The 23,849-nt window shown below is 70.6% G+C and carries 16 protein-coding genes; 7 read left to right on the forward strand and 9 right to left on the reverse strand.

The window, feature by feature from the left end:
- Positions 1-7: 7 nt before the first annotated feature.
- The 8 genes from Pme01_RS18095 to Pme01_RS18130 all read right to left on the reverse strand — a co-directional run bounded on the left by Pme01_RS18095 (position 8) and on the right by Pme01_RS18130 (position 13,571).
- Positions 8-949: a carbohydrate ABC transporter permease gene (locus Pme01_RS18095; protein WP_168116884.1), complete on the reverse strand. Its 942-nt coding sequence runs from the start codon at positions 947-949 to the stop codon at positions 8-10.
- A gap of 58 nt (positions 950-1,007) precedes the next feature.
- Positions 1,008-2,351, reverse strand: a complete 1,344-nt coding sequence (locus Pme01_RS18100) for an ABC transporter substrate-binding protein (protein WP_239088304.1) — start codon at positions 2,349-2,351, stop codon at positions 1,008-1,010.
- 329 nt (positions 2,352-2,680) lie between these two features.
- Positions 2,681-3,673 carry a LacI family DNA-binding transcriptional regulator gene (locus Pme01_RS18105; RefSeq protein WP_168116882.1) on the reverse strand — a complete coding sequence of 331 codons (993 nt, stop codon included), beginning with the start codon at positions 3,671-3,673 and terminating at the stop codon, positions 2,681-2,683.
- Positions 3,674-3,764: 91 nt separating this feature from the next.
- Positions 3,765-7,025, reverse strand: a complete 3,261-nt coding sequence (locus Pme01_RS18110) for a discoidin domain-containing protein (RefSeq protein ID WP_168116881.1) — start codon at positions 7,023-7,025, stop codon at positions 3,765-3,767.
- Positions 7,026-7,280: 255 nt separating this feature from the next.
- On the reverse strand, positions 7,281-9,344 hold the full coding sequence (locus Pme01_RS18115) for a glycosyl hydrolase family 28-related protein (protein WP_168116880.1): 2,064 nt from the start codon (positions 9,342-9,344) through the stop codon (positions 7,281-7,283).
- 189 nt (positions 9,345-9,533) lie between these two features.
- Positions 9,534-10,181 carry a TetR/AcrR family transcriptional regulator gene (locus Pme01_RS18120; RefSeq protein WP_168116879.1) on the reverse strand — a complete coding sequence of 216 codons (648 nt, stop codon included), beginning with the start codon at positions 10,179-10,181 and terminating at the stop codon, positions 9,534-9,536.
- Positions 10,178-12,343: a 3-hydroxyacyl-CoA dehydrogenase NAD-binding domain-containing protein gene (locus Pme01_RS18125; RefSeq protein ID WP_168116878.1), complete on the reverse strand. Its 2,166-nt coding sequence runs from the start codon at positions 12,341-12,343 to the stop codon at positions 10,178-10,180. The genes Pme01_RS18120 and Pme01_RS18125 overlap by 4 nt, the downstream gene beginning before the upstream one ends.
- Before the next feature lie 13 nt (positions 12,344-12,356).
- Positions 12,357-13,571, reverse strand: coding sequence for an acetyl-CoA C-acetyltransferase (locus Pme01_RS18130; RefSeq protein ID WP_168116877.1), 1,215 nt, complete (start codon positions 13,569-13,571; stop codon positions 12,357-12,359).
- Positions 13,572-13,900: 329 nt separating this feature from the next.
- Between Pme01_RS18130 and Pme01_RS18135 the strand changes: the two genes are divergently transcribed.
- The 3 genes from Pme01_RS18135 (at position 13,901) to Pme01_RS18145 (ending at position 17,571) form a co-directional block, all read left to right on the forward strand.
- A complete protein-coding gene (locus Pme01_RS18135; protein WP_168116876.1) occupies positions 13,901-14,833 on the forward strand; it encodes an aldo/keto reductase in 933 nt (310 codons plus the stop codon).
- Positions 14,830-15,507 (forward strand): GntR family transcriptional regulator, encoded by a 678-nt coding sequence (locus Pme01_RS18140; RefSeq protein WP_168116875.1) that lies wholly within the window; start codon positions 14,830-14,832, stop codon positions 15,505-15,507. The genes Pme01_RS18135 and Pme01_RS18140 overlap by 4 nt, the downstream gene beginning before the upstream one ends.
- Before the next feature lie 363 nt (positions 15,508-15,870).
- A complete protein-coding gene (locus Pme01_RS18145) occupies positions 15,871-17,571 on the forward strand; it encodes an amidohydrolase (protein WP_168116874.1) in 1,701 nt (566 codons plus the stop codon).
- Positions 17,572-17,614: 43 nt separating this feature from the next.
- Here Pme01_RS18145 and Pme01_RS18150 read toward each other — a convergent pair whose 3' ends face one another.
- Positions 17,615-19,027: an amidase gene (locus Pme01_RS18150; RefSeq protein WP_203935721.1), complete on the reverse strand. Its 1,413-nt coding sequence runs from the start codon at positions 19,025-19,027 to the stop codon at positions 17,615-17,617.
- 69 nt (positions 19,028-19,096) lie between these two features.
- Between Pme01_RS18150 and Pme01_RS18155 the strand changes: the two genes are divergently transcribed.
- The 4 genes from Pme01_RS18155 to Pme01_RS18170 all read left to right on the forward strand — a co-directional run bounded on the left by Pme01_RS18155 (position 19,097) and on the right by Pme01_RS18170 (position 23,849).
- Positions 19,097-20,059: an AraC family transcriptional regulator gene (locus Pme01_RS18155; protein ID WP_168116873.1), complete on the forward strand. Its 963-nt coding sequence runs from the start codon at positions 19,097-19,099 to the stop codon at positions 20,057-20,059.
- A gap of 84 nt (positions 20,060-20,143) precedes the next feature.
- Positions 20,144-21,901: an FAD-dependent oxidoreductase gene (locus Pme01_RS18160; RefSeq protein ID WP_168116872.1), complete on the forward strand. Its 1,758-nt coding sequence runs from the start codon at positions 20,144-20,146 to the stop codon at positions 21,899-21,901.
- Positions 21,898-22,962 (forward strand): maleylacetate reductase, encoded by a 1,065-nt coding sequence (locus tag Pme01_RS18165; protein ID WP_239088305.1) that lies wholly within the window; start codon positions 21,898-21,900, stop codon positions 22,960-22,962. Before Pme01_RS18160 ends, Pme01_RS18165 begins: the two co-directional genes overlap by 4 nt.
- Positions 22,959-23,849, forward strand: coding sequence for a hydroxyquinol 1,2-dioxygenase (locus tag Pme01_RS18170; RefSeq protein WP_168116871.1), 891 nt, complete (start codon positions 22,959-22,961; stop codon positions 23,847-23,849). The genes Pme01_RS18165 and Pme01_RS18170 overlap by 4 nt, the downstream gene beginning before the upstream one ends.

The raw sequence follows: 23,849 nt of genomic DNA on the forward strand, positions 1-23,849 counted from the left end.
TGACCTCCTATTCGCTCTCGCGGAACAGCCGCACGTACAGCGCGGAGAACCCGGCGAGCCCGAGCAGCATGATCACGCCGAGCGCGGCGGCGGCGCCGAAGTTGTTGAAGTTGAACGCGTAGTTGTAGATGAGGTACACGACGGTGGTCGTCGAGCCCTTGGGCCCGTCACCGCCGGTGAGCAGGAACGTCTCGGTGAACACCTGCATGGTGGCGATGATCTGGAGCAGCAGCATCAGCGACAGGATCAGCCGGGTCTGTGGGATCGTCACGTGCCAGACGCGGCGCAGCAGACCGGCACCGTCCAGTTCGGACGCCTCGTACAGCTCACCCGGGATGCTCTGCAGGGCGGCGAGGTAGATGAGCACCGCGCTGCCCATGTTCATCCAGGTCGCCGCGATCACCACCGAGAACATGGCGGTGTCCGCCGAGTTCAGCCACTGCGAGGTGGGCAGGTGCAGGGCGCTGAGAACGGCGTTGAACAGCCCGAAGCTGGGGTTGAAGAAGTACTTGAACAGCAGCACCGACGCGACCGGTGGGAGCATCACCGGCAGGTAGACCAGAATCCGTAGGTACGCCCGGGCGTGGCGCAGCTCGTTGAGTCCGATCGCGACGACGAACGGCAGCGCGAACCCGAACACCAGCGCGAGCAGGGTGAACTCCACCGTGTTGCGCCACGCCTGCCAGAACACCGGGTCGTGGGACACCTGGATGAAGTTCTGCCAGCCCACCCAGGTGGTGTGTCCGCGCCTGGTGCGCTGGAACGCCATGACGAACTCGCGCACCATCGGGTACCACGAGAACAGCGCGAAGCATGCCACCGCGCCGATGAGGAAGGCGTGCGCGGTCAGGTTGTCGCGGAGCCGGCGTCCGGCCCGTCCGTACGGTCGCGGCCCGGCCGACCGGGTGCGGCGCGCCGTGGTACGGGGCGAGTCGGTGATGGCCGCCATCCGTTCTCCTGTCGGGCGAGCAGAGGTACGGGCGCGCCGGGCGGCGCGCCCGCTCGCGTCATGCGTTGGCGAGAACCTGGTTGACCTGCGTCTCCGCCGTCTTCAACAGCTCATCGATGTTGGCGTTCTTGTCGGTGAGTACCGCCGACACGGTGGTGTCGAGGACCTTGTAGATCTCCTGGGCGTGCGGCGGCTCCACCAGGCCGGGCACCTGGGTACTCACGTACGCCGTGAAGTTGGCCACCGGGATGGTGGCGTACGTGGCCTTGTTCTGGCTCTCCTTCTGCGCACTGGCTCCGGTGAAGAAGAACGGCTCGGGCAGGCCCACCGGCAGCCCGTCCGCCTTGTTCCGGGCGTACTCGAACTGGCCCTTGCCGGGGGTCAGGAATTTGAAGTCGAGCCAGGCGATGCCCGCCTTGATCTGGTCAGGGGTGAGGCTCTTCTTGAAGAAGTAGCCGTCGCCGCCGAGCAGCGCGCCCTTGCCACCGGGCATCGGGCCCATGCCGTAGTCGGCGTAGTCGCCCTTCAGCGTCTCGACCATGTACGTGATGTCGTCGGGCGCGCCGACGTACATGCCTTCCTTGCCGGCGACCATGGTGGTCATCAGGTCCGGCCACTTGTACCCCTGCGTCTCGCCCATCGTCCGGTCGACCCATCGCATGGTGTGGAGGTTGCGCAGGAGCTGCTTGCCGTTCGCGTCGTTGAACGCGGCCTTCTTCCCGTCGGCGGTCACCATCCTGCCGCCGAGCCCGTACAGCTCCGCGGTGAAGTGCCAGCCGCCGGTGTTCGCCGCGCTGTACTCGCCGTACCCGTTGATCCCGTTGCCGAGCGCCGAGATCTTCCTGGCGGCCGCCGCGACCTCGTCCCAGGTAGTCGGCGGCTTGTCGGGGTCGAGGCCGGCCTGCCCGAAGAGCTTGCGGTTGTAGATGAGGCCCATCTTGTAGTTGTTCCTCGGCAGGCCGTACAGCTTGCCGTCCGCTGTGAACGTGTCCAGCACCGACGGGTCGATGTCGTTGCGCGTCGACACCGTCTCAGGCGTCACGTACCTGGTGATGTCCGCGGCCTGGCCGGCGTCGAGGACGGCGCCGAGGTCGGTGAAGTACGCGTAGAAGAGGTCGGTCTGGGTGCCCGCCTTGAGCTGAGCGGCGAAGGCTGCCGGCTGCTCGCACGGGGAGGCGTCCTTACTGGTGATCGTGACGTTCGGGTGGATCTTGTTGAACGCCGCGATGTCGTCCAGCCACTGCTTGCGCTGCGCGGGCTTGGTGGTCGGCGGCTGGCAGTCGACCGAGATGCTCACCTTGGCGTTCTTGTCCAGGAGGACGGAGCTGTCCGAACCGCTGCCGCCGCCGTTCTTGTCGCCGGAGCAGGCGGCGGCGCCCGACAGACCGATCGCGGCAACCATCGAGGCTGCGGCCAACCTACGAAGATCAGCTCTCTTCATCGCGAACCCTCTTCCCTGAGCGTGCGCTCAGCAACGATCAACGGATGCCGGGCCGGTCGCGACGGGGGCCCTGACGTCACCCGGCCGGATCTCACTCGGTGCGTGGTTCTGGCGAAGCGCGTTGTGCCGGCGAACTCCGTCGCCGTGTCGAAGGTGGCTTCACGGTACCGACGCCTATCGATGGCCGCAATATCTAGGCTGAAGTTTGCAAAGACACGACTTCGTCACGACAGATCGATACGGACGCGAGCCTCAGGCGGTGCCGGATCTCAGCCGCGCACCGGTCCGCCTCAGCCGCGCACCGGGCCGGTCGAGGCCCGTACCACCAGCTCGGGCTCGAACAGCATCTCCTCGGTCGGAACCGGAGCGCCGGAAACCTGGTCGATGAGCAGCGCGACCGCGGCGTGCCCCATCGCTTCGATCGGCTGGCGCACGGTCGACAACGGCGGATCGGTGCACATCATGAGCGCCGAGTCGTCGTACCCGATCACGGAGACGTCGTCGGGCACCTCGAGCCCCAGCCTCCGTACGGCGCGCAGGGCGCCCAGCGCGAGGATGTCGCTGGCGCAGATGACGGCGGTGACGCCCCGCTTGACCAACTGGGTGGCGGCCGCCCGGCCGCCCTCCATCGAGAACATCGTGTGCTGTACCAGGTCCGCGCGGTCCCCCGCCGCGTCGGCGAACGCGGCCAGCTTGCGCCGGGACGGCACGTGGTCGTCGGGGCCCAGCACCAGGCCGATGCGCTCGTGGCCCAGCGACGTCAGGTAGCTGTACGCCTGCTCGACCGCGTACCGGTCGTCGGTGGCCACGCACGGGAACCCGAGATCGTCGATGGCGGCGTTGACCAGGACGACCGGCAGGCCGCGCTCACGCAGCCGCAGGTAGTGATCGTGCGGCGCGCGGGCCTGGGCGAACAGGCCGCTGCAGAAGATGAGCCCGGACACGTGCCGGTCCAGCAGCATGTCCACGTAGTCGGACTCGGACACCCCGTCTATCGTGCGCGTACACAACACCGGCGTGAATCCCCGCTTGGCCAGCGCGCCGGCGACGACCTCGGCGAAGGCCGGGAAGATCGGGTTCTGTAGTTCCGGCAGGACCAGCCCCACCAGGCGGGCGTGCTCGCCGCGCAGCTTGGACGGGCGTTCGTAACCGAGGACGTCGAGCGCGGTGAGTACAGCGGCCCGCGTCGCCTCCGAGATGCCCGGCTTGCCGTTGAGCACCCGGCTCACGGTCGCCTCGCTCACGCCGGCGTACTTGGCAACCTCAGCGAGTCGTCGCGTCACGAGCGCAAGGCTAATACATGCCAATGCAAAAATTGCAGTCCCTTGATGGCCGGGCGGGCATCGGGACCGGAGTCCCGATGCCCGCCATCGGTCAGCTGTTCCAGACCTGGAAGCCGGAGCACTGCCCGGCGGGCCATCCGGTGTTCGCCGTGAAGGTGGCCCGGAAGTACCGCTGGGTCGTCACGGGGAACGTGATGGTCACGGTGTTGCTCGTGGCGGGGTCGAACGCATAGCTCGCCGACGCCTTGACCGTGGTCCAGGTGCTGCCGTCCGTGCTGGCGAGCAGCGAGAGCGTCTGGCTGCGGGCGCCCCACGCGGCCGGCAACTGGAGCACCACCCTGCGCGCGCTCTGCGCCGAACCCAGGTCGACCTGCACCCACTGCGGGAACGCGCTGTTGGCGCTCTCCCAGTACGTGTTCTGGTCGGCGTCGGTGACGTTGCCCGACACGTACCCCTGGGTGTGGCCGGACTCGCCGGTGGGCCTGCCAGCCGCGAGGTCGACGCCGGGGGTTCCGCCGCCGCCACCACCACCGCTGGGGTACACCTCGAACTCCGAAACCTGGCCGGCGGGCCAGCCGGTGTTCGCCGTGACGTTGAGGCGGACGTACCGGGCGGTGGTCGCCGGTACGGTGATCAACACCGTGTTGCCGGTCGACGGGTCGAACGGGTACCCGGCCGACGGTACGGCGGTGCCGAAGTTCGAGCCGTCGGCGCTGGTCAGGACCGACAGGGTCTGCGTCCGGGCGCCCCACGCGGTGGACGGCGGCAGCTTCAGCGTGACTCCGCCGATGCTGTACGAGGCGCCCAGGTCCACCTGCAGCCACTGCGGGAAGGCGTTGTTGGCGCTCTCCCAGTAGGTGTTGGCGTCGCCGTCGGTCGCGGCGGCCGGGCCCTGGACGCCGTTCACCTGACTGCTGGCGGTGGCCGGGCGGCCGGCCGCGATGTTGGTGTTCGTGCCGATGCCGGTACCGGAGAGGCTGATCGTGGTCGGGCTGTTGTTGGCGTTGCTGGTGAGGGTCACCGCGCCGGTACGCGTACCCGACGCCGTCGGGGCGAACCTGACCGTCACCGTGCAGGACGCGCCCACGGCCAGGTTCGCGCAGTTGTTGGTCTGGCTGAAGTCACCGGTCACCGAGACGCCGGAGACCGTTGCCGACGTGGTGCCGGTGTTGGAGACGGTCACGGTCTGGGCCGACGAGGTCTGGCCGACGACCGTACCCGCGAAGGTGAGCCCGGCCGGGTTCGCGGACAGGATCGGCCCGGGGGCGACCCCGGTACCGGACAGCACGACCGTACTGGTGGCGCCGGCCGCCGTGACGGTGAGGTTGCCGGTCCGCGAACCGTTGGCGGTCGGCGTGAACGTGACGCTGACGGTGCAGGACGCCCCGGCGGCGATGCTGCTGCCGCAGGTGTTGGTCTGGCCGTAGTCACCGGTCGTGGCGATCGAGCCGACGGCCGCCGCGGAGCTGCCGGTGTTGGCCACGGTGACCGTCTTCGCCGGACTGGTCGAGCCGGTGGCGACGGTACCGAAGTCGAGCGCGGTCGGGCTGACCGAGATCCCACTGGCGTTGTCCGGAAGGTACGGCGGGAACGCCGGGTTGGTGATGTTCTGGCACGCGCTGGGCGAGGTGACACCGGAGTTGCCGCCGCCGTCGGTCAGCGTGAAGCCGACACCGCAGTTGTAGACCGGCGCGGGAGCCTGCGTACCGGTGGCGGTGCTGTTGGTGATGGTCGCCGAGCCGCCGACCTGCTCCTGGATGACCCAGGTGCCGGTGTTCTGGATCGTGGCGTTGTTGATCTTCACGTTGGTGATGCTGGAGCCCGAGACGAACTGGATCGCCTCGAACGGGCTCTGCTGGATGAGGATGTTGTCGACGTTCGTCAGGCCGTTCATCGCCGCGTCCCGGGCGTCGAACCACAGCGCCCCGACGCCGAACTGCCAGTTGGGGTCGAGGCTGCCGGACCGGATGACGGTGTTGCGCAGCACGTCGGTACGGCCCAGCGGCGTCGAGTTGAAGCGCTGCGCGACGTGGATGCCGCCGCCCTGGGCGAGGCCCGAATCGATCACGCGGTTGTCGGCGACGACGTTGTCGTGGCCGCCGTAGATCGCGATGCCGTTGGCCAGGATCGGGTACTGCACGGTGTTGTGGTCGAACGAGTCGTTCGCGTCGGCATTCTGATCCGACCACGTCGCCAGGCCGTCGTCACCGAGGTTGCGCAGGTCGCTGTTGGTGACCTTGGAGTTGGTGACGCCGTTGTGGAAGTTGATCCCGTCAGCGGTCACGTTGCGGATGCGCATGCCGGAGAAGGTGAGCCCGTTCATCGGCCCGTCCATCCAGGCGCCGACCTTGAGGTGCTCTATCCACAGTCGACTGATTCCTGAGTTGTTCATCGCGCCGCCGACGCCGTTGACCTGGGCGCCGTCGTTGCGCTCCTGAACGTCCCCGAAGATGGCGAAGTCGGACAGGTTGACGTTGCTGCTCGGCGTCGGCGGGTAGTTGCCGTAGAAGCCGGGCGCGGCGCCGGTGACCGTCGAGCGCCACATGCCCGCGCCCCGGATGGTCACGTTGTTCACCGCGATGTGGCCGGGGACCTTGAAGGTGCCCTCCGGGATCCATACCGTGCCACCGGCGCCCGCGGCCGAGATGGCGGAGTTGAACGCCGCAGTCGAGTCGGCCGCGCCGGTCGGGTCGGCGCCCCGGCTGACCACCGAGACCGACCCGGCCGGCTGCGACAGCGCGGCCGGGACGTTCTCGAAGTCGGCGAAGTCGATGGTGTACGACCCGGCGGTGTCCTCGGCGTCGACCTGCAGGCGGAACCGTGTGCCCGCCGGGTACGTGGTGGTGAAGAGGCGGTGCGCCTCGTCGTAGAAGTGGTGCGGGTTGCTGCCGGGCGAGTTGGTGAACGGGTAGCCGCCGTAGTACCAGCTGTACGCGTTCGTCAACGGGACGTTGGGCTGCTTCGTACCGTTGATGTACAGCGAGATCGGTGCGGTGTAGACCGACCCGTTGGAGGAGTCGGGGATGCTGTACCGGAAGACGATGGAGTTCGTCGCGACCGGGGTCGTGAACTCGACGTACCTGCCGGTGCCCTGCAGCGTCACGGCCTTGCGGTAGGACGCCTCGGCGGGCAGCGTGCCGTAGGCCGCGCTGGGGCCGATGACCGTCCCGTTCGTTGCCGAGTTCTCCGCCTGTACCTCGACGTAGGGCAGCGTCGCGCCGACCCCACCGGTGGCGGCCGCGGCGGCCGGGCTGGCGATCAGGACGGTGGCGCCGGCGGCGACGAGTACTCCGCTGCCGACCATGGCGCCGACGCGGGTACCGCGCCTGGCGGGGCTGATGAACCGGAACATTCCTTGCTCGCTTCCGTAGAGCCGACGGGGGACATCGGCCGCGCGACCCGCGTGCCGGCTCCCGCGCGGTGGCGGGCCGAGGGGTGGCGCCGGCGAGGCAGGTCGTACGGCGGGGCGTGGAGCGTGTGGAACGTGGCCCGGTGGAGGGCTGTGTACCAGGGACGGTAACCCTCTCGATACTTCTTGGCAATATTTAAATCTATCTCTGCAAAGAATCGACTTCTTCCTGATCTTCAGCCTCGGCTCGGTACGCGGTCACCACGGCGACGGCGCCGCCGGTGGCACGACCGGCGGACGGTCGTCGCAGGTGATGGTGTTCGGCAGCATCCACGGAGCGAGCCAGCCGCCGTCGTTTCCGCCCAGGTCGTTCAGCGAGAACTCCGAGCCGGCGGGCGTGAAGTGGAACGACCCGCAGTTGTTGACGCCGACGGCGCCGACGTTGCGGGCGTCGACGTTCTCGAACGACGCGGAACCCGCCACGCGGGCGCTGACCACCGAGTTGCCCGTACCGTCGACCTTGACGTTCTTGAGGTGCAGGTTTGTGATCGAGTACAGATCCTTCACCGGCCAGTCGGCGACCGTCATGATCGCGTTGTACGTGCTGTCGAGGTACCTGTCCCCCACCACCTCGACGTCGGCGTCGATGTTCCGCTCCAGGGCGTAGAGCCAGATCGCGCCCAGGCCGATCTTCCAGTTCAGCTCGAACGTGCCGGCGCGTACCGTCGTGTTGTCGGTGATCCACACGTGTCCGGTGAACGGCTGGGCGCCGAACCGGGACCCGAGGTGGATGCCGCTGCCCTCCCGGACCGGATCGGCGACAAGGTTGTTCGACACCGTGTTGTCGGTGCCGCCGTAGAGGGCGATGCCGTTCGCGAGCACCGGCGTCTGCACCGTGTTGTGGTCGAAGGTGTTGTCCGTGTTCTCGGTCGTCTCCGACCACATCGCGAGGCCGTCGTCGCCGGAGTTGCGGATGACGTTGTTCTTCACCAGCGAGTTCGTGACGCCGGTGTGGAAGTTGACGCCGTCGGCGATCTGGTCGGCGATGACGTTGTTCGTGATCCTCAGGTTCGTCATCGGCCCGTCGAACCACATGCCGACCTTGGTGTGGTGGATGTAGAGGCCGTCGATGGTGGAGTCGCTCAACGCGCCGCCGACCCCGTTCACCTGGTCGGTGTCGATGCGCTCACGGACGTCGCCGGAGATCGCGAAGCCGGACAGGTGGACGTTGCTGCTGCCACCGTCGGCCGCGTACCTGCCGTAGAAACCGACCCCGGTGTGCACCGACTTGTCGGGCGCCGGGGTGCTGAGCGCGACCTCGTGTCCCTTGACGATCGTGTACCAGCTTCCCGCGCCCTCGATCGTCACGTTGTCCACGATGATGTGGCGGTTGACCTGGAAGACACCCGGCGGGAGGTAGACCGCGAGGTGCCGGCGCTGGGCGTACGCGATCGCGGCGTCGATGGCGTCGGCGGAGTCGCGCCGGCCGGACGGGTCGGCGCCGAACGCGAGGACGTTCGCCGCGGTGAGGTTCACCCGCGGCGGGCCGACGAGGTGCGAGTCGAGCAGGTCGATGACGGTCCAGGCGGCGTTACCGCCGGCGGGGACCGTGAGCCGCACCTTGTCGCCGGCGCGGTAGGTCCGGCCCAGCAGGAGTCGCTGCTCGTCGTAGAAGTGGTTCGGGCGGAACGGCCTCGTGATCGCCGGGGGCGGGGTCGTGGCCGACGGCACGCAGCCGCACTCGGTGATCCACCAGTCGGGGTGCAGCAGCCCGGCGCGGGGGTCGTTGGAGAACGGGTACTGGTTGTACAGCCACGCGTACTGCGACGTCAGCGTCATCGTGCGGCGGTGTCCGCCGTTCACCGCGACGTCCAGCGGCGCGGTGATGCCGCCGCCGGTCGGCGAGTCCGGGATGCTGTAGCGCACGGTGATCGCGTTCGCCGCACTCGGCAGCGTGAACTCCACATACTGTCCCGGCGTCAGCGTGACCGCGCGGCGGCCCGACGCCTCCGCCGGCAGTGTGTACGGGGAGCGGTCCGGGCCGATGACCGTGCCGTTGGTCGCGGCGTTCTCCGCTTCCTGCTCGGCGAAGTCGACGCTGGCGCCCCGGCCCGCGACGAGCGACGGAGCGAGGGCGGCCCGCGTCACCAGCGGCGCCGGGGCGCTCACGCCGGCATGGGCCGTGCCTGCACCGCCGACCGCGCCGACCGCCGCGACGCTGAGTGCGACGGCACCGACGGCCACCGCGACCCATGGCGGCGACCCTGCCCGGCGTCCACGCGCGCCGCGCCGCCATGCGGCTGGACCGGAATTCTGGGGCATAGGACCACACCTTCGTCTCTCGCAAAGGCCGGCCGACGCCCGGCGAGTCGAGGACGTCGACACCGCTGCTGTAGCGAAGACGTTAGATCCTTGCCTATTCAGCGACAAGACCAAGAAATTTGCTCCGTACGATCCGCAAACCGCGTACGGCGGCGGGAGCCCGCGAGCCAAGGGTTCGGGCAGCCGCGTCTAAAGCGCCGTCTCCGCGACGGTGACCGGCGGACCGAACGCCTCGGCGAGCTCCTGCCAGTGCTGCACGTGCGGCCCCGTACGCGCGGCCTCCGGCTGCAGCGCGTACGTCATCGCCTGGCCCCGCATCGACGTGTGCAGCATGCGGATCATGGCGTCGGCGGACGGGTGGTCGGCCGGCCAGCCGAAGACCTCCGCCGTGAGTACCCGCATCTGCTGGCCGAGCCTGCGCTCATGCGGTAGCAGCGCCTCCCGCAGTTCCGGATCGGTACGCGCCGCCATCCACAGCTCCATCGTCGCGGCGAACAACGGACCCCGGAACTGCTCCCAGAGCAGCTCGATACCGAGCCGCACGCGCAGGGCCGGGTCGTCGGGCAGCGCGGCCACGGCGTCCCGGACGCCGGCGCAGGACTCGTCGTACAGATGGCTCACGGCCGCCAGCACCAGCTCGGCCTTGCTCCTGAAGTGGTGGGTCAGCGCACCGCGGGACACGCCAGCGCGCAACTGCACCTCCTGGGTGGTGGTACGGGCGTAGCCCAGCTCGACCAGGCAGTCGACGGTGGCCCGTACCAGCGCCGCGCGGGTGGCGGCCCGGCGCTGGGCCTGGGTACGCCGCTCCGGCGGCGCACCCAGGCCCACCCGGTTCACGCCCGCACCGCGGCCCGGAGACTGCCCGCCGGCACCGCGCGCTCGAGCAGGATGGCCGGCGGGCGGAACCGCTCGCCGTACCGGTCGGCCAGCTCGTCGGCGCGGGCCACGAACCCGGCGACGCCGCCGGGGTACTGGTCGACGTACTGCAGGACGCCTCCGTACAGCGGCGGGAACCCGATGCCCATGATGGAGCCGATGTTCGCGTCCTCGACGCTGCGCAGCACCTGCTCCTCCAGGCAGCGGGCCGACTCCACCGCCATCACGAACAGCAGCCGCTCCTGGGCGTCGGTGAACGGGACGGCGTCATCGGCGGTCGCGTCCCGGGGCGGGTAGAGCTCGGCCAGGCCCGACCAGACCCGCTTCTCCGGCTCCCAGTCGAAGAACCCGCGCCCGGCCGACTTCCCGGTCCGGCCGCGCTCGACCAGCGCGCGGATGACGGCCAGCCCCGGGTGGTCATCGGCGGAGCCCGCCTTGGCCGCCTCATCGCTGATCTTGAGCGGCAGGGTGAGGGTGACCTCGTCGAGCAGGGTGAGCGGCCCGGCCGGGAACCCCGACTGCAGCGCGGCCCGCTCGATGCTCATCGGGGCCACGCCCTCGGCGAGCAGCGCCGCCCCCTCGAGTACGAGGGTGCCGAAGACCCGGCTGGTGAAGAAGCCGCGGCTGTCCCGGACGACGATCGGCGTCTTGCCCAGCTGCCGCACGACGTCGTACGCCTTGGCGAGCGCGGCGTCGCCGGTGCGCTCCCCCACGATCAGCTCGACCAGCGGCATCTTGTCCACCGGGGAGAAGAAGTGCATCCCCACCACGTCATCGCGCCGCTCCACACCCTCGGCCAGGCCGGTGATCGGCAGGGTCGAGGTGTTGCTGGCCAGCAGCGCGTCGGGCGCGGCGTGCTGCTCGGCCTCGCGCAGCACCCGATGCTTGAGCGCCTGGTCCTCGAAGACCGCCTCGACGATGACGTCGCAGCCGGCGAGGTCGGCCGGATCGGCGGTCGGCGTGACGCGCGCCAGGAAGGCGTCGGCCTTCTCCTGGGTCATCCGCCCGCGGGAGACCTGCTTGCCGACCAGCCCGGCGACGTGCGCCTTGCCGTTGGCGGCCGCCTCGACGGTCACGTCCTTGAGGACGACGTCGACGCCCACCTTGGCGAAGGCGTGCGCGATGCCGGCGCCCATCATGCCTGCGCCGAGCACGCCGACCCTGGTGGCCGAGAACTTCTGCGCGACGTCCGGCCGCGACGCCCCACCGTTGACCCGGTTCAGGTCGAACCAGAACGCCTGGATCATGTTGGTGGAGATCTGGCCGACGACCAGGTCCACGAAGTACCGGCCCTCGACCACGAACGCGGTGTCGACGTCGACCTGCAGACTCTCCACCGCCGCCGAGAGGATCGCGTACGGGGCCGGGTAGTGCGCGCCCTTGAGCTGCTTGGTGAGGTTCGCGGGGAACGCCGGCAGGTTCGCGGCCAGGGACGGCGTGGACGGCGTACCGCCCGGGACCTTGTACCCCTTGACGTCGTACGGCTGCTGCGCGGTCTCGTTCGTCAGCACCCACGCGCGGGCCTTGGCCAGCAGCTCGTCGCGGTCGGCGGCCAGCTCGTGCACCAGGCCGAGCTTCAGCGCCTTTTCGGGACGGATCTGCTGGCCCTGCAGCAGCAGCTCCAGCAGCGCGGTGGTGAGGCCGAGCAGCCGGACCGACCGGACGATCCCGCCGCCGCCGGGCAGCAGGCCGAGAGTGACCTCGGGGAAGCCCAGCTTGAGCTTCGGGTCGTCGAGGACGACGCGGTGGTGGCAGGCCAGCGCGATCTCCAGGCCGCCGCCGAGGGCGGCACCGTTGATCGCGGCCACGACCGGCTTGCCGAGGGTCTCCAGCCGGCGCAGCTGGCGCTTGACCTCGGTGACCTGGGTGAGCACGCGCTCACGGTCGTCGGGGCCGGCCTGGACCAGGCTGTCGAGGTTGCCGCCGGCGAAGAAGGTCTTCTTGGCGCTGGTGAGCACGACGCCGCGGATGGAGTCCTTCTCCCGCTCGAGCCGCTCGACGGTCTCGCCCATCGAGCGCACGTAGGCATCGTTCATCGTGTTGGCCGACGACGAAGGGTCGTCGAGGGTGAGGACGACGACGCCGTCGGCGTCCTGCTCCCAGCGAATGGTGCTGTCGGTCACGTGCGGTCGCTCCTCAGAGTCGCTCGATGACGGTGGCGATGCCCATGCCACCGCCGATGCAGAGGGTTGCCAGGCCGTAGCGCAGGTTGCGCCGTTCGAGCTCGTCGACGAGCGAGCCCAGGATCATCGCGCCGGTGGCGCCCAGGGGGTGCCCCATAGCGATCGCGCCGCCGTTGACGTTGACCCGCTCGTGGTCGAAGCCGGTGTCCTTCATGAACCGCAGGACGACGCCGGCGAACGCCTCGTTCATCTCGACCAGGTCGATGTCGGCGACGGTGAGCCCGGCCTTGGCCAGTGCCTTGCGGGTGGCCGGCGCGGGGCCGGTCAGCATGAGTACCGGATCCGCACCGGACAGGGCGGTGCTCACGATCCGGGCCCGCGGGGTGAGCCCGTTGCGGCGCCCGGCCTCCTCGTTCCCGATCACGACCAGCGCGGCGCCGTCGACGATGCCGCTGGAGTTGCCGGCAGTGTGCACGTGGTCGATCCGCTCGACCCAGTGGTACTTCTGCAGCGCGACCGCGCCGAAGCCGCCCATCTCGGCGATGCCGGCGAACGCCGACGGCAGGCCGGCCAGGGTCTCCACGGTGGTGCCGGGGCGGACGAGCTCATCGGTGGCGAGCACCACGGTGCCGTTGCGGTCCACCACGGGGGCGATCGAACCGTCGAAGTACCCGTTGGACCAGGCCTTGGCGGCGCGGGCGTGCGACTCCGCGGCGTAGGCGTCGACGTCCTCCCGGCCCCAGCCGCCGAGGGTGGCGATGAGGTCCGCGCCGATGCCCTGCGGCACGAAGCCGGTGGCGTGCGCGGTCTCCGGGTCCATCGCCCAGGCGCCGCCGTCGGAGCCCATCGGCACCCGGGACATCGACTCCACGCCGCCGGCGAGCACGAGGTCCTCGAAGCCGGAGCGCACCTTCTGCGCGGCCAGGTTGACCGCCTCCAACCCGCTGGCGCAGAACCGGTTCACCTGCACGCCGGCCACGGTCTCGGGCAGCCCGGCCGCGAGGGCCGCGGTACGGGCGATGACCGAGCCCTGCTCGCCGACCGGCGAGACCACGCCGAGGACGATGTCGTCGACCAGCGCCGGGTCGAGCTGCGGGTTGCGCCTGCGGACCTCGTCGATCAGCCCGACGGTCAGGCTGATCGGTTTGACCGAGTGCAGCGCCCCCGTCTTCTTGCCCTTGCCGCGCGGGGTGCGCACGGCGTCGTAGATGAACGCCTCGGCGGACATGCTCGTCCTCTCGTCGTGGTCGCGGATGGTGCGTCGCGGATCGTGCTCACGCGGATGGCGCGTCGCGGATCGTGCTCAGACGCCGTGGGAGCGGCTGGCAGCAATATATAGACCGTCCGTTCTGTTTGTATAGCCTCACGTGGCTGACCACGCTGTTCAGCCTCGGCTCCGCGGTGACCCCGGTCCGGCTCGGCGCCGGTGGACCCGCCCGGCCCCGGCCCCGGCCCCGGCCCCGGCGAAGTAACCAGCTGGGACGACACCCCCGGCCGACCGGCGGTACCCCCGGTCTAGCATTATCGATAACGATAAGACGAGAGGGTACCCATCGCATGAGGCGCATCAACAACACCGACCTGGACGTCTTCCCCCTGGCCCTGGGCGGCAACGTGTTCGGCTGGACCGCCGACGAGGAGCGGTCCGTCGCGGTGCTCGACGCGTACGCCCAGGCCGGCGGCAACTTCATCGACACCGCCGACTCGTACTCGGCCTGGGCGCCGGGCAACTCCGGCGGCGAGTCCGAGACGATCATCGGAAACTGGATGGCCGCGCGCGGCAACCGCGACCGGATCGTCGTGGCCACCAAGGTCAGCCAGCACCCCGAGGCCAAAGGCCTGGCGCGGGACACCATCCGCCGGGCGATCGACGCGTCGCTGCGCCGGCTGCGAACCGACCACGTCGACCTGTACTACGCCCACTTCGACGACGCGGACACGCCGCTGGAGGAGACCGTCTCCGCCCTCGGTGAGCTGGTACGGGAGGGCAAGGTGCGCTACCTCGCCGCGTCCAACTACACCGCCGAGCGGCTCGAGGAGTGGCTGAAGATCACCGAGGCCGAGAGCCTGCCCCGGATCGTCGCCCTCCAGCCGCACTACAACCTGGTCGAGCGCGCCACGTTCGAGGGCGGCCTGCGTACCGTCGCCGCCCGCGAGAACCTGTCGGTGGTGCCGTACTACGCCCTCGCCAGCGGCTTCCTCACCGGCAAGTACCGCGACGGCGCCGCCGTCGACAGCCCCCGCGCGGGCGGCGCGGCCGCCTACCTCAACGACAAGGGACGCCGCGTGCTCGCCGTCCTGGACGAGGTGGCCGCCGCGCACGGCACGTCCGTGGCGACCGTCGCCCTGGCGTGGCTGGCGGCCCAGCCGACCGTCGTCGCCCCGCTGGCCAGCGCCCGTACCGTCGAGCAGCTGCCCGACCTGCTCGCGGTGGCGGACCTGCGGCTGACCGACGACGAGCTGCAGCGGCTGACCCAGGCCTCGGCGTGAGCCAGGAGCCGGCCCCGGGCCCGGCGGCGAGCCTCAAGCGCCCGCCGCTGCGCACCACCGTGCGGGAACTGCTCCTGGAGCGGATCCTCGCCGGCCGGTACGGGCCCGGGGACCGGCTCGTGGAGTACCGCATCGCCCGCGAACTGGGCGTCAGCCAGGCGCCGGTGCGGGAAGCGCTGCGCGACCTGGAGGCGATGCGGGTGGTCGACATCCGCCCGCACGTCGGCGCGCGGGTGCGCGACCTTCCGGTCGCCGAGCTCGCGGCGGCCGCGCCGGTACGCGCGGCGCTGGAGGAGACCGCCGCCCGGCTGGCGGCCCGCCGGCTGCCACAGCTCCCCGACGATCTCGACCGGCTGCGCGCCCACCTCGACGGGATGCGCGCCGCGGCCGCGGCCGGCGACGCCCCCGGCCTGGCCCGCCACAGCGTCGCATTCCACCGGCAGATCGTGGCCAGCGCCGCCAACCCGGTACTGCTCGATGTGTGGAACGCCCTCGGCGTCGAGCTGCACACCGCGCTCGGCGTACGGGACGCCCCGGTCCCCCTCGGCTACGGCGCCGACTCCCACCAGCCGATCCTCGACGCCCTCGCCGCCGGTGACGCCGAGACCGCGGCGCGGCTGTCCGGCGAGCACGCTCAGCTGTGGGCCTCGCATCCGGCCGGGCGACGCTGCTGAAGCACGGATCGCCGCTCATCGCATCGATCTCACCGCTCGTCGCCGTACGTAAACCACTCGTCGCAGATCGTCGATGCAATGATTTCAATTAACGACTATCAATGCGACCGTCTAGAGAACCTGGTGATCACCTAGCTCCGGCCGACGCCGAGGCGACGCACACCTGGCTCATACGGCCCAGGCAGCCCTCGACCGGCCTCCCACCAAGCGGTTTCTTCCACCTCACTCCGCAGCACAGCCACCTCCTCAGAGCGGGATCGCGGTACTCCGCCGACCCGTCTCCGCCCCAGCCCCCAGGCCAAGGAGAGTGCCACCGTGTGTGAAACCGATCGTCTCGAACCCCCGGGACTCAGCCGCCGGGACATGTTAGGACTGCTCGGCGCGGCGGGCGCCGGGCTCGCCGTCACCCCGGCCCTGACCGGGGACCCGGCCCTGGCCGCCGCCTCGGACCTCGCGCTCGACCCGAAGACGCAGCCGGCCGATCCCGGCAACTACGAAGCGCCGACGAACCTGGCCGTCGACTCGCAGGCCAAGGACGCCGCGATCTCATGGATCGACCGCCACTCCGACGACATCATCGGCCTCAACGACAGGATCTGGGAGTTCGCCGAGCCGTCCCTGGCGGAGTGGAACTCGTCCTGGGCCGAAGCGCAGTTCCTGGCGGCCAACGGCTTCCGGATCCAATGGGGAGCGGGCGGCATGCCGACCGCCTTCGTCGCCACGTTCAGCAACGGCACCGGCAAGCCGGTGATCGGGTTCAGCGGCGAGTACGACGCGCTGCCCGGGCTGTCGCAGGAGAAGGGCAAGCCGCAGCACTCGCCCCTGGTCTACAACCACGACCCGTACGCCCCGAGCTACGGGTTCGGCCACGGCTGCGGGCACAACGCGCTCGGTGCGGCAGCGGCCGCCGCGGCGGTGGCCACCGCGGCGGCGATGCGCGCCCGCAACCTCGACGGCACCGTCAAGTTCTTCGGCTCGACCGCCGAGGAGCAACTGGTCGGCAAGTCGGTGTCGGTGAAGGCCGGCGTCTACGACGGACTCGACGCCTTCGTCGACTGGCACCCGGCGAGCAGCAACACCACCGGATGGGGTTCGAGCAACGCCATGTACAGCGTCGCCTTCCACTTCCTCGGTACCGACGGTCACGGCGGCTCTCCGCTGGGGACGCGGGCCACCCAGGACGCCGTGACGGCGATGGCGATGCTGACGGAGTTCCTGCGGGAGAGCGACCAGGCGCCCAGCTCGCGGATGCACTACGCGATCCGGGAGACCGGAAAGGCGCCGAACGTGTTCCCCACCCTCTCGAGCATCTGGTACTTCGCCCGGGAAGGCAGCCCGGCGCGTGCGAAGATCCTGATGGACAAGATCACCAAGTGCGCCGAGGCGGCCGCGATGGCCACCGGCACCCGGCTGCAGCACCGGCTGATGGCCGGAGTGTGGAACCAGCTCGGCAACAAGCGCGGCGCCGAGCTGATGCACGCCAACATGCTTCAGGTCGGCCCGCCGACGTTCGCCCCGGCCGACCAGGCGTTCGGCAAGGCGCTGCAGCGGTCGAACGGAGCCCCGGAGACCGGCTTCGCAGACAAGATCAATGAGCTGAATCCGCCGGCACCGGTCTTCCTGGGCGGCGGCTCCACCGACGTCGCCGACATCAGCTGGCGGGTACCGACCATCTCGATGGGTACGGCACACCAGCCGGGCGGCACGAAGAACCACTCGTGGCACCACACCGCCACCGCCGCCTCCCACGCCGGCCACGTGACGACCCTCGCCGCCGCCAAGTACCTCGCCGCCACCACCGTCGACCTGCTGACCCAGCCGAAGATCGTGGCCGAGATGAAGGACGAGTTCGCCCGGCGGACAGCGAAGATCAAGTGGAAGAGCCTGCTGCCCGACGACTACCAGCTACCGCTGTACGAGCCGCCGAAGTGGTTCCTGGAGCGGACCCGCCAGTCCTGGCCGCCGCGGGGCGTCACCTGGCCGCCGAAGCGGGTCGTGTCGACCGAGACCGCGCCCGACCTCGGGCCGGAGCTTCCACCGTCGAACCTGCCGCCGCTGGATTAGCCGGAGCGATGGGGGCCCGTCCCGGACTCTCCGGAACGGGCCCTCAGGCCACCACCGGCGGTCGCCGTGAGCCGTACCCGGTCGCCCGCTCGAAGGCGTACCCGACCTGGAGCACCTCGACATCCGCGCGGTGGCGGCCCACGATCTGCAGCCCCACCGGCAGCCCGGCCGGGGTGAAGCCGGCCGGCACCGACAGCGCCGGGCAGCCGGTGGCCGACACCAGATACGCCGACCGCATCCACTCCAGGTAGTCCGCCATCGCCACGCCGCCGACCGAGGTCGGGTACTCGAGCCCCGCGTCGAACGGCGCGACCTGGCTGACCGGCGCCAGCAGCACGTCGTACCGCTGGAAGAACTCCCGTACCCGGTGGTGCAGCGCCGTGTGCAGCACCTCGGCCCGGCCGAGGTCCGGGCCGGTGAGCCGCCGGCCGGCCTCGACGTTCGCGCGCAGGCTGGGCTTGAGCTGGTCGGGGTGGCGGTCCAGCAGTTCACCGAAGGCAAGCTCGAACTGCCAGGCGCGAAGCGTCCGGAACACCTCGTCGGCGCCGCTCAGGTCGGGGCAGGCCGGCTCGACCACGCACCCCAGCTCGGCGAAGACCCCGACCGCGGGTTCGAGCGCCGCGAGGACGTCGGCGTCGACCGGTACCGCCCCGCCGAGGTCCGGCGCCCAGGCGACCCGCAGCCCGGTCAGGTCGCGCTCCAGCGGCGCGGCGAACCGGGCGCCCGGCTCGTCCAGCGCGATCGGCGAGCGCGGGTCGGGGCCGGCGAGTACCGACAGCAGCAGCGCGGCGTCGGCGACGGTACGCGCCAGCGGCCCCTTCACGCTCAGCGTCGCCCAGCCGGCCTTCTCCGGCCAGTTCGGCACCCGCCCCGGCGAGGGGCGGAAGCCGACCACGTTGCAGAACGAGGCCGGGTTGCGCAGCGAGCCGCCCATGTCGCTGCCGTCGGCGAGCGGGTGCAGGCCGCAGGCCAGGGCCGCCGCGGCGCCGCCGCTGCTTCCCCCGGCGGTGCGGCTGAGGTCGTACGGGTTGCGGGTCGCCCCGAAGACCCGGTTGAACGTGTGCGACCCGGCCGCGAACTCCGGCACGTTGGTCTTGCCGATCGTGATCGCCCCGGCGGCGCGCGCCCGCTCCACCACGAGGTCGTCCTGCGCCGGTACGTTGTCGGCCAGCAGCGGTGAGCCGTACGTGGTCCGGATGCCGGCGGTGTCGTGGGTGTCCTTGTGTGCCATCGGCAGCCCGTGCAGCGGGCCCACCGGCTCCCCCGCGGCCAGCCGCTCGTCGGCGGCGGCCGCCTCGGCCAGCGCGCGCTCGGCGACCAGCGTGACCACCGCGTTCACCGCCGGGTTGACCCGCTCCAGCTGGGCCAGGTGCGCCGACACCACCTCCCGGGCCGACACCTCCTTCGTCAGCAACGCGTCCCGCAACTCCCGGGCCGTGGCGAAACAGATTTCCACGGATCGATCATAGGCTGAAACGGTGGTACGTTTTCCCGTCCGCAGCGGTCGCGGCTACCCTGGCGGATCATGGCGACGGGTCCCGTGCGGTTCAGCACCATCGGACTCCCCCGGGAGCAGCGCGTCGCGAGGTGGGAGGAGCACAACGCGCAGGCGCTGATCGGCCTGCGGTGCCGGCCCCTCGACGACGTCACGCTCGAGGCGACCGAGCTCAACCTCCAACTGCCACGGCTCCACCTCGCCAGGGTCACCAGCAACCCCCACGTCGTGGAGCGCACCGCGACGACCATCCGCAAGACGCCGTCGGAGGCGATCGCCTGCTACCTCACCCTGCTGGGCGAGGCGTTCTTCTACCACCACGACGGTGTCCGCACCGCGCACCCGGGCCAGCTGATCATCTGTGACGCCGACCGGCCATTCATGCGCGGCTTCTCGCAGGGCCTGGAGGAGCTCGCCGTCAAGGTGCCACGGCAGGTCTTCACCGACGTCACGGGCCTGGAGTCAGTGCGGCAGCCGCTCGTGCTCGACTTCGCACAGGGCGACGTGCACGCCAGGACGCTCGCCCAACTGGTCGGTCGGGCCGTCCGGCCCGAGGGCTCACACCCCGTCGACGAGGACACCCTGCTCGGACTGCTCGGCGGCCTCGCCACCGGCCGGCCCACGGACCTCGCGGCGGTCCACCTGGCCACGGCGAAGGCCTACATCGAGGACCGGCTGACCGACCAGAATCTCACCGCTGCGCAGGTCGCCAAGGGCATCGGCATCAGCCAACGGCACCTGTCGCGCGTGTTCTCGTCCCGTGGGTCCAGCGTCCCGCGGTACCTCCTGACCCGCCGGCTGGAGCGCGCCCACGCGCTGCTGTCTGAAGACGGAGAGCTCACCGTCGGCGAGGTCGCGGCCCGCTGCGGCTTCGGTTCGGCGGCGTACTTCTCGCACGCGTTCTCCGACCACTACGGCCTGCGCGCCACCGACGTACGGCGGCTCGCCCGCATTCACGGATCCGCCACACCATCTGATTCCCGCCACGATTGATCACGAGCCATCCCCTTTTCGGGCGGCGCCGGTCGACACTGTCTCCGACCCCAGGAGGCCGGCCGGCGAAAGGTGACAGTGCACATGGCCGAGAGCTCGAGCGTGACCACGGACGTCGTGGTGGTCGGATCCGGACCGGCGGGCGCCGCCGCCGCGCTCTTCCTCTCGACGCTCGGCGTCGACAACATCATGATCACCAAGTACCGCTGGACCGCGAACACCCCGCGCGCGCACATCACCAACCAGCGGGCGATGGAGATCTTCCGCGACATGGGTATCGAGGACCAGGTCCTCGCGGACGCGACCGGGCACTCGTTCGTCGGCGACACCGTCTTCTGCACCAGCATCGCGGGCGAGGAGATCGGGCGCATCCGTACCTGGGGGACGCGACCGGACCGCGAGGCCGACTACCAGCTCGCCTCGCCGTGCCTGACCGTCGACATCCCGCAGACCTACCTCGAGCCGATCCTGGTCCGCAACGCCACCATGCGCGGCACCCAGACCCGGTTCTCCACCGAGTACCTGTCCCACACGCAGGACGCCGAGGGCGTCGACGTGCGGGTACGCGACCGGCTCACCGGCGCCGAGTACACCATCCGGGCCAGGTACCTCATCGGCGCCGACGGCGCCCGCTCCCAGGTCGCGGCCGACCTCGGGCTGCCGTTCGAAGGCCGGATGGACATCGCCGGCTCGATGAACATCACCTTCAAGGCCGACATCAGCCGGTACGTGGGCCACCGGCCCTCGGTGCTGTACTGGGTCATCCAGCCCGGCTCCAACGTCGGCGGCATCGGCGCCGGCCTGGTCCGCATGGTGCGGCCGTGGAACGAGTGGCTCATCGTGTGGGGCTACGACATCAACGAAGAACCCCCGGTCGTCGACGAGGCGGCCGCGATCCAGATCGTGCGCAACCTGCTCGGGATGCCCGACCTCGACGTCGAGATCACCGGCACCAGCCTGTGGGGCAACAACGAGATGTACGCGACGCACCTGCAGTCCGGCCGCGTCTTCTGCGCCGGTGACGCCGTCCACCGGCACCCGCCGAGCAACGGGCTGGGCTCGAACACGTCCATTCAGGACTCGTACAACCTGGCCTGGAAGCTCGCCGCCGTCCTCCACGGCCACGCCGACCCCTCCCTGCTGGACACGTACTCGGCCGAGCGGGCGCCGGTGGCGAAGCGGATCGTGTTGCGGGCCAACCAGTCCGGCCGTGAGTTCGTGGAGATCTTCGCCGCCCTGGGTGTGCTCGACGCGAAGACCGAGGCGGAGATGACCGCGGCGATCGAGGAGCGCAAGGCCAACACCCCCGAGGGCGCCGCCAAGCGCGCCGCGCTGGTCCGGGCGATGGAGCTGAAGAACTACGAGTTCAACGCCCACGGGGTCGAGCTCGGCCAGTTCTACACCTCGTCCGCGATCGTCTCCGACGGCTCCACGCTGCCGGCGCCGACCAGGGACCCGGATCTCTACCATGAGATGTCGACCGTTCCGGGCTCGCACCTACCGCACGCCTGGGTCGGCGACCACATGCGGAAGCTGGCGATGATGGATCTCGCGCCTTATACACAGTGGACGCTCATCACCGGGATCACCGGCGAGGCCTGGGCCGGCGCCGCCGACAAGGTCCGCCACGAGCTCGGCATCCCGCTCGAGACCGTCGTGATCGGCCCCGGCCGCGAGGTCACCGACCTGTACTACGACTGGGCCAAGCTGCGCGAGGTCGACGAGAGCGGTGCCCTGCTGGTACGCCCCGACAAGCACATCGCCTGGCGCGCCAGGTCGCTGCCGGAGAACCCGGCGGACGCCCTGCGCGCGGCGCTGACCACGATCCTGGGACGGGCGTGAGGCCGGTGCGCTTCGACCACGACACGCTGCCTCAGCGGGTACGGTTCGCGTCCGGAGCCGCCGCCGAGAACCTGGCCGCCGAGATCAGCACGCTCGGTGCCTCCCGCGTGATGGTGATCGCCGGCGAGGCGGAGCGGGAGCTTGCCCGTACCATTGCGGGCAACCTGCCTGTCGCACACTGGCACCACGAGGTCGCCATGCACGTGCCCGTCGCGGTGGCCGAGCGGGCCCGGACGGAAGCCGCCACCCACGGCATCGACGCCCTGGTCAGCGTCGGCGGAGGCTCGACGACCGGGCTGGCCAAGGCGGTCGCGCTGACCACCGGGCTGCCGATCGTGGCGGTACCGACGACGTACGCCGGCTCCGAGGCCACCAACGTGTGGGGGCTGACCGCCGACGGCCGGAAGACGACCGGCACCGACGACCGGGTACTGCCCCGCGCGATCGTGTACGACGCCGCGCTGACGCTCAGCCTGCCGCCTGCGCTGAGCGTGGCCTCCGGGCTGAACGCGCTGGCCCACTGCGTCGACTCGATGTGGGCCCCGCGAACCGACCCGATCGACCGCGCCGTCGCGGGCGAGGGCATCCGCGCCCTCCGCATCGGGCTGCCGCTCGTCGCCGACGACCCGACCGGACTCGAAGGCCGGGAGCACGCGCTGTACGGGGCCTACCTGTCCGCGGTGGCGTTCGCGTCGGCCGGCTCGGGCCTGCACCACAAGATCTGCCACGTGCTCGGCGGGATGTTCGACCTGCCCCACGCGCAGACCCACGCGGTCGTGCTGCCCCACGTCCTCGCGTTCAACGCCCCGGCCGCGCCCGAGGCCGAGCGACGGATAGCGGCCGCTTTCGACGCACCGACCGCGGTCGAGGGCCTGAACCGGCTGCGCGAACGGCTCGACGCGCCCACGGCCCTGCGGACCTACGGTATGCCCGGGGACGGCATCGCCGCCGCCACCGAGGCGGTCCTGGCCGCCGTACCGGCCAACAACCCGCGCACCGTCACCCCCGATGACATCGCCGGGCTGTTGCGAGCGGCCTGGGAAGGAGCCGACCCGCGATGACCGACACCGTCTCCGTTGAGCAGCAGGCACGCGAGAGCGACCTCGTCGACCGGGTCCTCCGCTCGTTCGACGACTGCACCGACCCCCGGCTCAAGCAGGTGATGCAGGCACTGGTCCGTCACCTGCACGCCTTCGTCCGCGAGGTCCGCCTCACCGAGGAGGAGTGGGCCAAGGGCATCGAGTTCCTCACCGCGACCGGTCACATCACCGACGCCAGGCGCCAGGAGTTCATCCTGCTCTCCGACGTGCTCGGCGCCTCGATGCAGACGATCGCGATCAACAACGAGGCGTACGGCGACGCCACCGAGGCGACGGTCTTCGGCCCGTTCTTCATCGAGAACAGCCCCGAGATCGAGATCGGCGGCGACATCGCCTTCGGCGCCTCCGGCGAGCCCTGCTGGGTCGAGGGCACGGTCACCGACAGCCGGGGCAACCCGCTGCCCGGCGCCCGCATCGAGGTGTGGGAGGCCGACGACGACGGCCGCTACGACGTCCAGTACGACGACGACCGCACCGCCGCCCGGGCCCACCTGTTCACCGACGCCCAGGGCCGGTACTCGTTCTGGGGCATCACCCCGACCCCGTACCCGATCCCCCACGACGGGCCGGTGGGCCGGATGCTGGCCGCGGTGGGCCGCTCCCCCATGCGCGCCGCGCACCTGCACTTCATGGTCAGCGCCCCGGACCAACGGACACTCGTGACCCACATCTTCGTGCGCGGCGACGACCTGCTGGACAAGGACACGGTGTTCGGCGTGAAGGACTCCCTGGTGAAGGAGTTCCAGCGGCAACCCGCCGGCACGCCGACCCCCGACGGGCGCGACCTCGCGGACCGCGAATGGTCCCGGGTCCGGTTCGACATCGTCCTCGCCCCGGCCGGCGCATGA

The organism is Planosporangium mesophilum (genome assembly GCF_016863255.1).
GTDB classification, from domain to species: Bacteria; Actinomycetota; Actinomycetes; order Mycobacteriales; family Micromonosporaceae; genus Planosporangium; species Planosporangium mesophilum.